The sequence below is a fragment of the Variovorax sp. Soil_C_17 genome (assembly GCF_057657265.1).
In genome coordinates, this window is record NZ_JBDGIT010000010.1 from 135,100 (window position 1) to 147,938 (window position 12,839).

General features: G+C 63.3%; 9 protein-coding genes and 1 pseudogene. 4 read left to right on the forward strand and 6 right to left on the reverse strand.

Features of this window, described 5'->3' with window-relative positions:
* Nucleotides 1-135: 135 nt before the first annotated feature.
* From amaB to AC3A6Y_RS29925, 6 genes are all read right to left on the reverse strand, one after another.
* Nucleotides 136-1,641, reverse strand: a complete 1,506-nt coding sequence (gene amaB / locus AC3A6Y_RS29900) for an L-piperidine-6-carboxylate dehydrogenase (RefSeq protein WP_487871848.1) — start codon at nucleotides 1,639-1,641, stop codon at nucleotides 136-138.
* A 52-nt stretch (nucleotides 1,642-1,693) separates the two neighbouring features.
* Entirely contained in the window at nucleotides 1,694-2,473 is a 780-nt protein-coding gene (locus tag AC3A6Y_RS29905) for an enoyl-CoA hydratase/isomerase family protein (protein WP_487871849.1), read from the reverse strand.
* 26 nt (nucleotides 2,474-2,499) lie between these two features.
* Complete coding sequence (locus tag AC3A6Y_RS29910; protein ID WP_487871850.1) at nucleotides 2,500-3,486, reverse strand: Bug family tripartite tricarboxylate transporter substrate binding protein; 987 nt, start codon at nucleotides 3,484-3,486, stop codon at nucleotides 2,500-2,502.
* Between the two features lie 61 nt (nucleotides 3,487-3,547).
* Nucleotides 3,548-5,089 (reverse strand): AMP-binding protein, encoded by a 1,542-nt coding sequence (locus tag AC3A6Y_RS29915; RefSeq protein ID WP_487871851.1) that lies wholly within the window; start codon nucleotides 5,087-5,089, stop codon nucleotides 3,548-3,550.
* A 265-nt stretch (nucleotides 5,090-5,354) separates the two neighbouring features.
* Complete coding sequence (locus AC3A6Y_RS29920) at nucleotides 5,355-6,077, reverse strand: IclR family transcriptional regulator (RefSeq protein ID WP_487871852.1); 723 nt, start codon at nucleotides 6,075-6,077, stop codon at nucleotides 5,355-5,357.
* Between the two features lie 274 nt (nucleotides 6,078-6,351).
* The gene (locus AC3A6Y_RS29925) at nucleotides 6,352-7,722 is read right to left on the reverse strand and encodes a site-specific integrase (RefSeq protein WP_487871853.1); all 1,371 of its coding nucleotides are present in this window, start codon (nucleotides 7,720-7,722) and stop codon (nucleotides 6,352-6,354) included.
* Nucleotides 7,723-8,535: 813 nt separating this feature from the next.
* On the opposite strand from AC3A6Y_RS29925, the gene AC3A6Y_RS29930 reads away from it, so the two are divergent.
* The 4 genes and pseudogenes from AC3A6Y_RS29930 to AC3A6Y_RS29945 form a co-directional block, all read left to right on the forward strand.
* Nucleotides 8,536-9,240 (forward strand): hypothetical protein, encoded by a 705-nt coding sequence (locus tag AC3A6Y_RS29930; RefSeq protein WP_487871854.1) that lies wholly within the window; start codon nucleotides 8,536-8,538, stop codon nucleotides 9,238-9,240.
* On the forward strand, nucleotides 9,237-11,195 hold the full coding sequence (locus AC3A6Y_RS29935; RefSeq protein WP_487871855.1) for a hypothetical protein: 1,959 nt from the start codon (nucleotides 9,237-9,239) through the stop codon (nucleotides 11,193-11,195). Before AC3A6Y_RS29930 ends, AC3A6Y_RS29935 begins: the two co-directional genes overlap by 4 nt.
* A gap of 24 nt (nucleotides 11,196-11,219) precedes the next feature.
* On the forward strand, nucleotides 11,220-12,176 hold the full coding sequence (locus tag AC3A6Y_RS29940; protein WP_487871856.1) for an ATP-binding protein: 957 nt from the start codon (nucleotides 11,220-11,222) through the stop codon (nucleotides 12,174-12,176).
* Nucleotides 12,155-12,839: pseudogene (locus tag AC3A6Y_RS29945) on the forward strand (hypothetical protein); the annotation flags it as partial. The gene AC3A6Y_RS29940 and the pseudogene AC3A6Y_RS29945, both read left to right, overlap by 22 nt.

The following is a 12,839-nucleotide window of genomic DNA, read 5'->3' on the forward strand; positions in this document are numbered from 1 at the left end:
CGCGACCCTGGGGTCGATCCAGCACTCCGTGTGGCGTCATACCGGCGCGCTTGCGGGCTGGCGGTATGCGCGCGCAACTCGAGGCAACATCGTTGAGTGCCCCGCCAAGGTACTCGAGATATGCCGGCGAGACCCTCAGATGTCGAATCGCACGCCCTGCGCGAGCGGTAGGTCGCGTGAGTAGTTGATGGTGTTCGTTGCACGGCGCATGTAGGTTCTCCATGAGTCTGAGCCAGACTCGCGCCCCCCGCCGGTTTCCTTCTCACCCCCAAACGCGCCGCCGATCTCGGCCCCCGAGGTGCCTATGTTCACGTTGGCGATACCGCAGTCCGATCCCCGCGCGGACAAGAAAACCTCGGCCTCACGCATGTCAGTGCTGAAGATCGAGGACGACAGGCCCTGAGGCACGTCGTTCTGCAGGCGAAGCGCGTCCTCGAACTCGCGGTAGCCCATGACATACAGGATGGGAGCGAATGTCTCGCGCCGGACGGTCTCGGTCTGTGCGGGCATTTCGACGATAGCGGGACGCACATAGAAGGCACGGGGGTGTTGCTCCTGCAGCAGGCGCTCACCGCCGGTGACTCGACCACCCTCGCCGCGGGCTGCGCGTAGCGCGCTTTGCATGCCCTCGAAACTGGCGGCGTCGATCAGCGGGCCGACCAGCGTACCGCTCTCCAGCGGGTTGCCGACGGGCAGGCCGGCGTAGGCCTTCTTCAAGCGGGCCACCAGCGTTTCAATCACAGTTTCATGCACGATGAGCCTGCGTGTGGTCGTACAGCGCTGCCCACAAGTCCCGGCAGCGGCAAAGACGATGCCGCGCACCGCCAGGTCGAGATCGGCAGTCGGGGTGATGATCGCGGCGTTGTTGCCGCCGAGCTCCAACAGCGAACGGCCGAAGCGGCGGGCGACACGGGGGCCCAGTTCGCGGCCCATGCGGGTGCTGCCCGTGGCGGAGACGAGCGCTACCCGCTCGTCGTCCACCAGGGCCTCGCCCACATCCCGGCCGCCGATGATCACTTGCGACAGGTGCTGCGGGGCCGAGCCGAAACGCTTCGCTGCCTTCTCGAAGATGGCTTGGCACGCCAGCGCCGTCAGGGGCGTCTTCTCGGAAGGCTTCCATACGACGGCGTTGCCGCAAACGATCGCGAGCGCCGAATTCCATGACCACACAGCGGCGGGAAAGTTGAAAGCGCTGATCACGCCGACGACGCCGAGCGGATGCCACGTCTCCATCATCCTGTGGCCGGGCCGCTCGGAGGCGATCGTCAGCCCGTACAACTGGCGCGAAAGCCCGACGGCAAAGTCGCAGATGTCGATCATCTCCTGAACCTCGCCGAGACCCTCCGAGAGGATCTTGCCGGTCTCGATCGACACAAGCTTTGCGAGCGCTTCCTTATCCGCCCTCAGTTCTTCTCCCAACAGGCGAACGAGCTCACCGCGCTGTGGGGCGGGCAGGTCGCGCCAAACGACAGACGCGGTTTGCGCGCCGCCAATGGCCTCGGCGACCTGGCCTGCTGAATGCGTGGGGACCCGAGCGATCTCTGCGCCGTCAACGGGTGAGACAACTTGCAGGTCGCCGCCGCTTGCGGCAGCGGCCACGCCAAAGTGATCGAGAAGGGAGGTGGTGAGGGAGGCAGTCATGACGGAAATGGGACGTTGGCTGTGGGAGATTCGAAGCGCGTTCATCGGGGTTTCAGACCGGTCGTTGACGCGACGTGAATTTTTTCGCGCCCGCCGAGTACGCTCCCGATGCGAAGTTGGCAGCGTGGCCTAGGCGGGCGGCCGTGCAGGCCTTGGCGAATAGGTCGTCGCCCATCTCTTTCCACCAGGATTTGGTGATCGCCACCGATTCTCCTGACCACGTGGCGACCAGCTCGCAGATCTCTGCGATCCGCTCATCCAGACGTGCATCGTCAATGACCTCGTGGACGAGCCCCAGGCTCAACGAGTCCTCGGCGGAAAGGATCTCTGCGAGAAGAACCAGCTTTTTCATTGCAGCTTCGCCGATGATCGGCCACAGCAGCGCGCTACCGACGATGGCCGCAGACCCCACCTTGAATTCGGTCATGCCGAAGCGAGCGTGTGTCGAGGCGATTCGCAAGTCGGACATCAGCGCAATCTGCAGGCCCGCACCGGCTGCCACGCCGTTGATCCGGGCGATGACCGGTTTCTTGAGCGCCCGGAAGATGTCGTAGAGGTCCAGATAGCTGTCGATCCGGGCAGCGGAGCCCGCGGCATCCATCGCGGCACTTTCGTACTGATCCTGCCCAGCGCAGAAGGCCTTGCCGCGGCCGGTGATGACGATTGCCCGGACGGAAGGATCGGAATCTGCGGAAAGCAGCGCCGCCCGAAACAGCTCACGTTGCTCGCGATTGAAGGCGTTCAGGGCCTGTGGGCGATCAAGTGCGATTAGCGCAACAGCGGTGTCGATGGTCAGGGTGACGCACGGGTTCGTGGAAGCTATGTCGTTCATTTTCTCGTCTCGTCGGGTGATGGGTGCTAGCGGGCAGAAGCCTTGATCGGCCGTATCACGCGCTCCCATTTGGTCGCTTCATTCAGCAGCAGGTCGCTCGCCTGGACGGGGGTGCTGCGGACAACCTGGACGCCGAGTTGGGCGAAGCGGCGCTTGATCGCATCGTCGTCGAGGGCTTCATTGAGGGCCGTGTTCAAGACGGCGATCGCATCCTCGGGCGTTCCCTTCGGCACCAGCACGGCGTACACCGACGCGGCGATGAACTGCGGCAAACCTTGCTCCGCAAAGGTTGGCACGTCCGGCAGGATGGCCAGACGCTCGGCGCTGGAGACTCCGACCGCAGCGACGCGGCCCGTTGCGAGGTTGCTCAGGGCGGTCGGTGAAGTGGTCAGCATGATCTGGATCTCGCCAGATGCCAGATCGGCCATCGCGGGTGCGGACCCCTTGTACGGAACATGGAGAAGGTCAATCCCAGCCTGCTGCCTGAACCATTCGGTGACGATGTGCTCTGTGGACCCGTTGCCTGACGATCCGTAGGCGAGCTTTCCCGGCTGTTGCCTGGCCTGCGCGGCCAGCGCCGCATAGGAGTCGACCCCGCTTTTCTTCGACACCAGCATGACCAGCGGGAGTTCGCCGACGGCAGCCACCGGCTTGAAATCCTTGGCGATCTCGTACCCCACGGCTTCGGCGCCGAACATCTTTTCCGACATGACATAGGACGTCGTGGGCGCCATGAGCAATGTGTAGCCATCGGGCGGAGCTCGCTTCACGAACTGGGCGCCGATAGCGCCCGCTGCGCCCGCCTTGTTGTCGACCACGACAGACACCTTCAGCTTCTGCGACAGGCCTTGGGCAATGGTTCGGCCAACAACGTCGACGCCGCCTCCGGCAGGAAATCCCACAACCAGGGTCAGCGGCTTGTCGGGGAACGCTGCGTGCGCGACCGCGCAAAGCAGCAGTGCCGTAGAGGCCGTGACCGCTCGACGCCAGTAGTTCAGGTCTGCTCGAATCATGTTTTTCCTTTCGAATGAAGAAGAGGGAAAGCTGAGGAGAGTTCTGGCAAGCGGTGGGCTCTTAGCGTTTGGTGATGCGGAAGTCGGTCGCATCGACGTCCCAAACGCCCAGGACATTGCGGGAGAGGTCCTTCTTTTGAATCCTCTGCGTCGGCGTCTTCGGGAAGGCGTCGATGAATTCGATATACCGGGGAACCTGGAAGTAGGGCAGCCTCTGGCTGGACCACCGGATGAGATCCATCGGCTCGACGCGGGCTCCGTCGCGAACGCGCACGAAAAGCTTGAGCTCGTCTTCGCCCAGGTCGCTGGGGACGCCCACAAGCGCAACCTCGGCGATGGCATCGTGTTCCGCGAAAACCCTTTCAACATCCCATGCGGAGATGTTGATGCCCCTGCGCCGCAGCATGTCCTTCTTGCGCCCGGCGTAGAAGAGATGGCCATCGGCGTCGGCATGGGCCAGATCGCCGGTCAGGAACAACTCGCCGCGCCGCGCGGCGACGTCCGCTTGCGGATTCCGGAAGTAGCCCAGGAAGCCCAGGCGCGCATCCTGCGCGCGCACCGCGATTTCGCCCGTCTCGCCGGGCTTGACCAACGCGCCGCTGTCATCGAGCAGCGAGATCTCGTAGTACGACAGCGGCTTGCCGATGGACCCGGGCGTACCGTCGATATTTGCCGTGACGAAGGTGATCAGCTCGGACAGTCCGTACCCCTCGCGCATGGCGACGCCGAAGCGCTCGCTGAACTGATGCCAGACGGCCTCGGGGCAACCGCCCCCCCAGGCGATGCGCACGCCATGCTTCCTGTCGTCGGGACGTGCGGGTTGCTTCAGCAGCATCGGCAGCACGCTGCCCAGGTAGTGGACGTGCGTTGCCTTGTGCCGGCGCGCGTCATCCCAGAATCTGGAAGCGCTGAAATGCTCGAGCATTGCCAGCTGAAAACGACCGATCAACGCGGCGATCGCGACCGCAACGCCGGAGCCGTGGTGAAGCGCTTCCCAGAAAAGGAAGATGTCGCCCGGCCTGGCTTCGGTCAGCCGAAGAATGGCCATCGGGCCTGCGCGGAGGTGACGATCGGTCTTCAGTACGCCCTTGGGCGAACCCGTGGTGCCCGAGCTCGGGCTCAAGGCGATGATGTCGTCCGCGCGAACGCCCGTTGCCGCCTCGTGCTCGGCGCAGGAAGCGAATCGATCGAATTCGCCATCCTTGCCGTTGCGCCAGATGAGCTGGGGCAAGGTCGCGCCCAATCCTTCCAGCGCCGCGCCGTACGCGCAGTCGACCACCATGGCCTTCGGTTCGAGTTCGCTCAGGAGGTGCTCGAGCGACGCGCCCCTTAGATGCACGTTGATGGGCACTCTCACCATGCCTGTGCGGGCCAGCGCAAAGATCAGGTACAGATGCTCCGGGTGGCTGGGCAGCATTACCGCGACGCGATCCCCCGGAGACAACCCCTGGCCCTTGAGCAGGGCCGCCATCTGATTGACGCGGCGGTCCAGCATTCCAAGGCTGATGGACTCACCCTGAAACGTGCAATAGATCTCCTGCGGATAGCGGCTCGCGCGCCTGGCCAGAAGTTCGCTGATGGTTTCATCGCCGACCTGTTCCATGGCGACGCATTCAAAAAGGCTGCTTGGCGGAGACATCCGGGTCCCGATGAGAGTGACTTGATAAATTGCTATGCAATTGCACAAATTGATAAGCGATTGGCAAGAATCGGGCTTTGTCATCGCTCTGTCAAGAAGAATCGAGTGCGTGACGGGCGTAGCCAGCAACGCGGGCCCCGGGCGCCGGACGCCGAGGTCATTGACGGGCTTTAGGAAGGGGGAAACGTGGCGCCGGCTGGCGGCAACCAAGGCTCGTGCCCCTGCCGCGCTAGATCGACGCTTCGCGCGCCGCCTGTTCGAGCTTGGGCAGGATGAGCTGGCGCGCCTTCGCAATGTCGAAGCGCGTGTGCACGGTCGAGACGTTGATGGCCGCGACGATGCGTCCCGAATCGGTCACCGGCACGGAGATGGACACGCCGTCCTCACCGAAATTCTTCTCGGTGAAGGAATGCCCTTGCTCGGCGGCCTTGCGAAAGATGGCCAGCACGTCCGCGCGACTGCGCGCGCCAAAGCGCGCGCGTACGTCCGGCGCGAGCGCATCGAGCATGCTCGACAGGCGCTGCTCCGGAGCATCCGACAGAAGCACCTGCCCAGAAGACGAGGTGAGTGCCGGAAATCGGCTGCCCACTGGAAGGTTGATGGCAGTGATGTGCGCACTGGGGATGTTCTGTAGCACCACAACATCCTCCCCATCGAGTTCGACCCAAGAGATTGTCTCGAGTGTTTCCCTGGCAAGCCTTTGCAGCAGGGGATAGGCCAAGTCTCTTTGCGAATGATGGCGGTGGATGCCACGCACCAGCCCAAGTAGCTTCAGCGAGGGGAAGTACCTCTTTGACTCGGCGTCCTTGTTGACGTAGCCGAGCCAGTGCAGCGTGTAGACAAAGCGTTGTGCTGCGCTGCGCCCCATCTGCGTATTGGCGGCAATTTCCCCAATCGATAGCGGCACTGGATGCTCGTTGAAAAGTTCAAGCACACGCATGCCCTTGTCCATCGAGCCGATAAACAGGCGAGGATCGGGTTCGAGGTGACCGCCTTGGCGCTCCGAGGGGGCTGCATGGCCAGGCAGAGGGCGAGTCTTGGAAGTTTCCACAAGGGTTCGACTGCCGGCGGTTGGTCTGGCCGAGGTTCTCAATTCAAAATCCGCGGGTAGGACCGCTGCTTCCGTGAACTCGCCGCAAGTGTAGTGCAGGGGGGTGCCGACTGGGCCTCAAGCAGGCTCGAGTGTCGATCACATGAATTAGCTGCAGGCCTTGATGAGTCCGCCGTCAATTCTCATCGAGCAGCCTGCTCACTTTGCTGCCGAGCGCACTTTCTGCCCTGAAATACCCCACCACCGTCGCCACGCTCTGATGCCCGGTCATCGCCATCGTCTCGGGCAGCGGCATGTTCTGTTTGCCCGCCTCGGTGACGAAACCCGCTCTGAGCGAGTGCGCGCTGAAACGGCCTTCGATGCCCGCCAAGAGGCACCGCTCCTTGACGATGTCGCGCACGGCCGCGGGGGCGAGAGGCTCGCCCAGATGTCCGCCCTTGCGGATGCGCCGGAAGATCTTTCCCTCCTGAATGCCATGCGCCTTGAGCACCGCGAGCCATTCGGTCATGGCCGCTGCGGCGCTGCCCACCAGCGGTTTCACATCCTCGGGCCGCAAGTCCCCGCGCTGGTTGGTTTTGGAGTGGGTGAGCGTGTAGACGAATGATTCGGCGTTCACCCGCTGCAGGTTTTCCAGGGTGGCGGCGGCCACCTCGGAGCGGCGGCGCCCGCCGGTGGCCCAGGCAAACAGGAGGAGGGCGCGGTCGCGCTTTCCCCGCAGCGACTCGTCGCAGGTCGCCAAGAGCAGCTGCAGCGGATCCTTGGTGAGCGCGCGCTGGCGCTTCGGCCGCGCGCCGCGCTGGGCGTAGGCGCGGCGGGTGCGCGCGAGGAGCTCGCGCACCAAAGGATGCGCGCAGGGGTTGACGAGCTTTTGGCCGGACGTGGCGTGGCCGGGGCCTCCCGATCCGCCTGATCCGCCTGGCCCGCCGGGTGCGGGAGAGGGCGATGAACCCCCCGTCGATCCCGTGGTCCCGGCGGAGGCCATCTGATGCGCCTTGGACAGCACTGCGATGCGATGCACCAGGGTGTTCAAAGCCGGTGGACCGAGACGCGCCTTGTAACCGTTTCGGACCAGTGCCTGGTCGACGTCCGGCGGCAGTTCGCTCACCAGGTCGCCAGCCTTGCGTCGCTGCCTGGCCGAGGCTTGTTCGCGGTGGAGTGGCTGATCGGCTCCATCGGGAATGCCGTCGCCACCCGCGTTGCCGTCTTCGTGCCGGCGCGCCGCGTGGTCGACGATGAACTGGATTACCACCGGCACGGGCACCGGCAGCGCGAGCGCATGGCCGTAGCGCGCGGCATACCAGGCGCACCAGTAGCGCATCGCCGATCCATAGGACATGCGCGTGTTGACCGATTCGCCCTGGCGCAGCAGCGCGCGGGCGGCGTCTTCGGCGGTGGACGCGAGCCGCGTGGGATCGAGCGCGCCAAGGCGCTCGGCCAGGGTAGCCAGCGGGTGCTGCGCGGTCGCCGCCAGGTGGGTAGCCGAGCCATCATCAACCAGTTGGGGAGGCGGTGTAGTCATAGCGATAAGTTGTTCCAGTAATTCCATTTGCCTTGTCGTCGCCACTCGAAGGGCCAATGGAAGCTTCCACGCTGCCGTTGTCCCAAGCAAATCCGTTACGGCAATGGCAAGCAATCCATTTAACGGATCCTCGCCTCCAAGCGATCCCTTTGACGAACGTAGCGCAACGTCCATCCGGGCTCGCGACCTGACTGGTCAGTGCTCAGCTTCCTGCTTGCCGCCAAGACTTCCTCGGCTGCGACCGAGCGCGTCGGCGTCTCAGCGTCTCGGCGAAGGGTCGTCGGCTTGCCCATGCCTCAGCCATTTTCATTTCCACATTGCTGAATGAGCACCGCACTGGTCCACGTCGAAAGTCCAATGCGGAAACGCGAACTGCTTGGGAACGGGCAAAGGAATTACTAGAACCGCATGCTTTTAGGTTGTTCAAGCAATTCCATTGCCTTGTTTCAAGTCAACGGATCGCTGCCGCCGCTGGAGCGGCCCGCGGACGCACCCACGCTGAACATCCGTTCCAAGCAATTCTGTTGCGCTATGGACAAGCAATTCATTTGACGATCATCGCCTCAAAGCAATTCGTTTGACGAACATCGCCCATTGTCGGACGTGCGCGCTGAGTCGTTGCATCCGGCCTTGTCAAAGTGCTCTCCGCGCCTATTCCTAACGTCTTTCGTGAAAGGACAGGCCGATGCTCTCGTAGGCAGAAACTGAGAGGGGCAGCCCGTTGTGGCGAGCTGCCCCTTGGTACCTCAGAAGCTTTCCTGCTGGAATGCGCTGCCAAATGTAGCGCAGGGGAGGGCGCGTTTCCAGTTTCTGTAGCGCGAACGAGGCCGAAGAATGGCCATGCAGGCTTCGACCATCAAGACGGCGCGTGGGCGCCATCCGCTCAAGGCGTCGCAGGCGGTTCGTTCCGAGTTTCGGCGGCGAGGGCAACGGCCCGGCAACCTGACGTTCTTCTACGGCGCCAAGGTGGATCGTGATTGGGTCCTCAGAAGCTCTCTCGAGCTTGCCGCGGCGCTTGAGGCCGAGGCATCTCAGGAGATCAGCTGGTACAGCTGCGACCCCGACGACATCTGGTCCGAACTCTCGGCTGCGGGCTACAAGGGCGCCAAGCCGGACATGGTCCGGCAACAGCGCGCAGGGTCTCGGACCCTCCTCGAGGTGAGCTACAAGCACGCCGCACACGGCGAGCGAGCGCCGCAGCGCCGCGTCCAGGGTCACGCGACCGCGCTGGAATATACCTGGAGCAGCTATGGAGAAGAGGATGCCTTGCGCGATCAGGTCATGCTCATGAACTGGCTTGCCATCAATCCCGTCCTCCAGCAATTCCGTCGTCTCGATATGGGGGCGCTTCAGACTGAGATCGCGGGGCTGATCACTGCACGCCAGGGCGCCACCATGGCAGACGTGTACGCAGCCTTCAAGCTACAGAGGCCGCATGTCTTCGTCGCTTTGATGAGGGCCCATCAGCGCCGCCTGCTGACCGTCGAGATCGGCCAAAGACCCTTCAGCCTCGCGACACAGGTCCTTCCCTGGAGCGAGCCATGAGACGCAGCGCGACTCGTCAGCTCCGACTTGAGGAGCTTGACCTGGTACATGCAGCGACGCCGGATGTCACCCTGCTATCGCCCGATCAGAGGGCGCGCTACGACAGGCTGCGGGCAGCACTGGAGTTGTACTGGCAAGGATCTAAGCCCAAAGAGGTCGCACGCCTCTATGGCGTGAGCCGGCAGATGCTGGACTACTTCGAGGCGCGGTTCTTTCTTGAACATGAAGACGGGCGTCCCTACGGGTTTCGGGCGCTGGTGCGCGGCACCCGCATTCACGAGTTCAAACGTCAACGAGCATCGAACGTCGAGACCATCTTCGACGGCCTCGGCGCCGCCGGCAGCTTTCGGCAGTGCCTGGCTGGCTATCCTCGTGCCAAAAAAATTCTCGACGACGAAATCCGCAAACGAGAAGGTGAAGAACCCGAGTCGATCGCCTTGAGCCATGTACTGGTCCATCGCAGGTTCCTCGATGCGCTGCGCGAAAGCGGCGTCGCCGCCACGCAGTATCCGTTCTGTACGACGACGAGGGCATACGAGTCGGTGCGAACGTACGTGCTCAGCGAGATTCGCGCCCGGCGCAGCAAGGGCGCGCGAATCAGGCTGTTCGGCCAGGCGGCGAACGACGGGCTGGATGGGAGAAGCGGCAGGCGAGGGTGGCTGGAGCCGCAGTTGCCCTGCGATGTCGCCTGCTACGACGAGCAACTGCTGCCTGCCATTGGCACGGTGGCTTTTGAGTACGGAGGCGAGCGTCACGTGTTGCCGATGGAACGGCTATCCCTGTGCGTCCTGGTTTCCGTATGGCCCAAGTGCGTGTTGGCCTACCATCTTTCGCATCGATCGCGCGTGTCCTCGGCCGACTTCCTCGAGACGTTCAATCATCTGTTGACGCCCTGGCGGCCGCAGACCTTCAAGGCCGTGCCGACGTTGAGCTACAAGCATGGCGCAGGCTTTCCGAGCGGCGTGGTGCCTGGGTTCCTTGAGGGCCTGCGCATCGGCCTGCTCAGAATCGACAACGACCTGACGCACTATGCTGACTCCGTCTTGGTCTACCTGCGCGATCTCCTGGGCGCCACGATCGAGTTTGGCCAGGTGAGGCGGTGGATCACCCGTGCCGCCGTTGAGCAGGTGTTCGGGGAGTTCGAGCGCGAACTCACGAGACTGCCCTCGACCACGGGGAGTGGGCCCAACGATCGCCACGTCAGCAATCCGTCATTGAACGCCGTCAAATGGGAGATCACGCTTGAGGAGCTCAGGGAACTGATCGAGGTGATCGTCGCCAATCTGAACGGGCGGCCGCGAACAGAGCTCTATGGCGCGTCGCCGCTCGAGGCAGTCGCGAGGGACTGGGCAGGACGCGAGGACCTGGGCGCGGCCATTCCGGGGTATGCACCGACGGTCCTGACGCAGGTGCCGCTGCCGACCGCCATCTGCAAGGTGGTCGTTCGCGGCAACGAGAAGAAGGGCGAGCCACCCTACATCGAGCTGGACCATGCCCGGTACACAAGCGATCTGCTGCGCTGCGGCTGGCATCTGATCGGCAGTCCGATGATCGCGCTGCTCCAAAAGGATCACAGGCTCATCCAGCTCAGGCATCCCGACGGCTCGGCGTTGGGGGCCGTCCAGGTGACTGGTCATTGGGCGCGCAGCTTCCATGACCGGGCGACGCGGCAGGAGATCATTCGATTGAGGAAGCAGCATGCGCTCGAGTACGGCGGTCTGGACGACCCTGTTGAGGCCTTCAAGGAGCATAAGCTGGCGCAGATGAGTGCCCATGCGAGAAAGCATCCGGCAAAAGTCATGCGCGGCAGCAACAAGTACATCCCGATCGTCAGTACTGCGGCCGCCGAGGCGCCTAAGCCAAAGCCGCACGCCCGCGGGAGCGCGCGTGTACCGGAAGCCAGCACAACCTGGACCGAGGCGCGTCTTGCGGCGCAAAAGAAGGTCGAGCGATGAGGAGCGAGAGATGAGGGTCGAAGAATGATCGACGACCTGTCCTATCGGCAGGCGACGCAGGCTCGGCATCCGACGGTCAGGCGTTTCGGCTACTTGCTCAACACCACGACCATCGATTTGTCGAAGAACCTTTTGCTCAGCTGGGTGGAATTGGGCAAAAGTGGTCTCGCGTTCGCAGGTGCGTCGAGGGCAGGTAAGACCACGGCGCTGCGCGCCATTGCTGCAGCGCTACGCGCGGCCTTCCCGCACATCGTGTTTGTCTGCTTGAGCTCGGAGACGCAGTCGGCGACGGATCGCTACGAGCGCATGTTCACGGAGTTCATGCAGCAGCTGTACAAGGACAGCTCGGTGCGCCGGCGCACGGAGAACTGTCACGTGTTCGCGAACTATCTGATGACCTTGTGCCGCGACAGAGACGCATCGCATTGTGTCGTGATGATGGACGAGGCGCAGCGCCTGGCCGTGCATCAGTGGGAGGGCATGGCCATCGTCTGGAACCGCCTGGAGCTCAACGAGTTCGGCATGTGCGTCTTCTCGTTCGGCAACGAGGAATTGCGCAACAGGGCTAATCTCATCAAGGCCTCGGCCGCCTCCGAGGGAATCGGTGGGCGTATCTTCGTGAAGGTGCTGGACTTCGACGGCGTGCGCACGAAGGACGAACTCGCGTCGATCCTCGAACAGTACGACGAGCAACTGTGGTTTCCGAGCCCCAAATGGCCGTTCACGCGCTTCTTTGCCCAAGACGCGTTCGACCGCGGGTGGAAGCTGAGGGACGAAACCCAGCGCTTCTGGGACGCACTGTGCGCCTACTCGGGCGTTGGCGAGCACGGGGCGGGCAGGGGCTTTCGCATGCAATGGATCACCGATCCGATCCACTTCGTTCTCAAGGACTGTCTGAACGACCCGCAAAGCAGGCCGGGTGGGAAGCCCCTGAGGTGGTCGACGGCCATCGAACTGCTATGCCCGACGCAGATCTGCTAGGACGTTCAATCTGGTTGTGGCCGCAGTCGTACTGGCGCGAAAGCGAGAGTGCGTGGCTGACCGCTCACAAGTTCGGCTTTCTCAATGGCCTCGACAAGGTCGCGCTCGGCCGGGCGTTGGCAAGCGTGGACCCCTCGGGCCAGCAGGTGGCGAAATCCGCGCCGCGGCATCTGTTCAGGCGCATCGCGAGTGAGCGGAGGCTGGTATTGCGGCCAGGCGCACGAGAAGACACCTTGCGTGCGTTTACGCTGGAGGAACTCTTTGCCGAGCATCTGGACAAGGTGGTCCTCCCCGTTGTTCGCTTCTGCCCGGCGTGCATAGCCCAGTGGTTCCATGCGAGCATGTTTCAACTCGCCGGCGTTCGCAGGTGTCCTTTCCACAAAATGGAACTCAAGGCCGGATGCCCAGCCTGTGGGCATCCGATCCAAGAAGCGTTCAATCCAAGGTCATTTGCGCATCCGCTGCACTGTTGGCGCTGCGGGGCGCCGTTCTCTGGCAAAGCGCCGCGGTTCTGCGAGGTGTTCGGGCGGATCGAGACCGAGGCTGCGCGGCTCGCGGCATCGATTCAGGGCGAACTGCAGGAGCTCCCCGATCGACACTTCAAACTCCCCCACCCGTGGACACTCAAATTCCTCCAGGGCAGGACGAGGATTGCATTATTGA

Excerpts from the sequence above, each read along its gene's own strand:
- amaB (WP_487871848.1), bottom strand. The coding sequence starts at position 1,641 with ATGACTGCCTCCCTCACCACCTCCCTTCTCGATCACTTTGGCGTGGCC.
- AC3A6Y_RS29905 (WP_487871849.1), bottom strand. The coding sequence starts at position 2,473 with ATGAACGACATAGCTTCCACGAACCCGTGCGTCACCCTGACCATCGAC.
- AC3A6Y_RS29910 (WP_487871850.1), bottom strand. The coding sequence starts at position 3,486 with ATGATTCGAGCAGACCTGAACTACTGGCGTCGAGCGGTCACGGCCTCT.
- AC3A6Y_RS29915 (WP_487871851.1), bottom strand. The coding sequence starts at position 5,089 with ATGGAACAGGTCGGCGATGAAACCATCAGCGAACTTCTGGCCAGGCGC.
- AC3A6Y_RS29920 (WP_487871852.1), bottom strand. The coding sequence starts at position 6,077 with ATGGACAAGGGCATGCGTGTGCTTGAACTTTTCAACGAGCATCCAGTG.
- AC3A6Y_RS29925 (WP_487871853.1), bottom strand. The coding sequence starts at position 7,722 with ATGGAATTACTGGAACAACTTATCGCTATGACTACACCGCCTCCCCAA.
- AC3A6Y_RS29930 (WP_487871854.1), top strand. The coding sequence starts at position 8,536 with ATGCAGGCTTCGACCATCAAGACGGCGCGTGGGCGCCATCCGCTCAAG.
- AC3A6Y_RS29935 (WP_487871855.1), top strand. The coding sequence starts at position 9,237 with ATGAGACGCAGCGCGACTCGTCAGCTCCGACTTGAGGAGCTTGACCTG.
- AC3A6Y_RS29940 (WP_487871856.1), top strand. The coding sequence starts at position 11,220 with ATGATCGACGACCTGTCCTATCGGCAGGCGACGCAGGCTCGGCATCCG.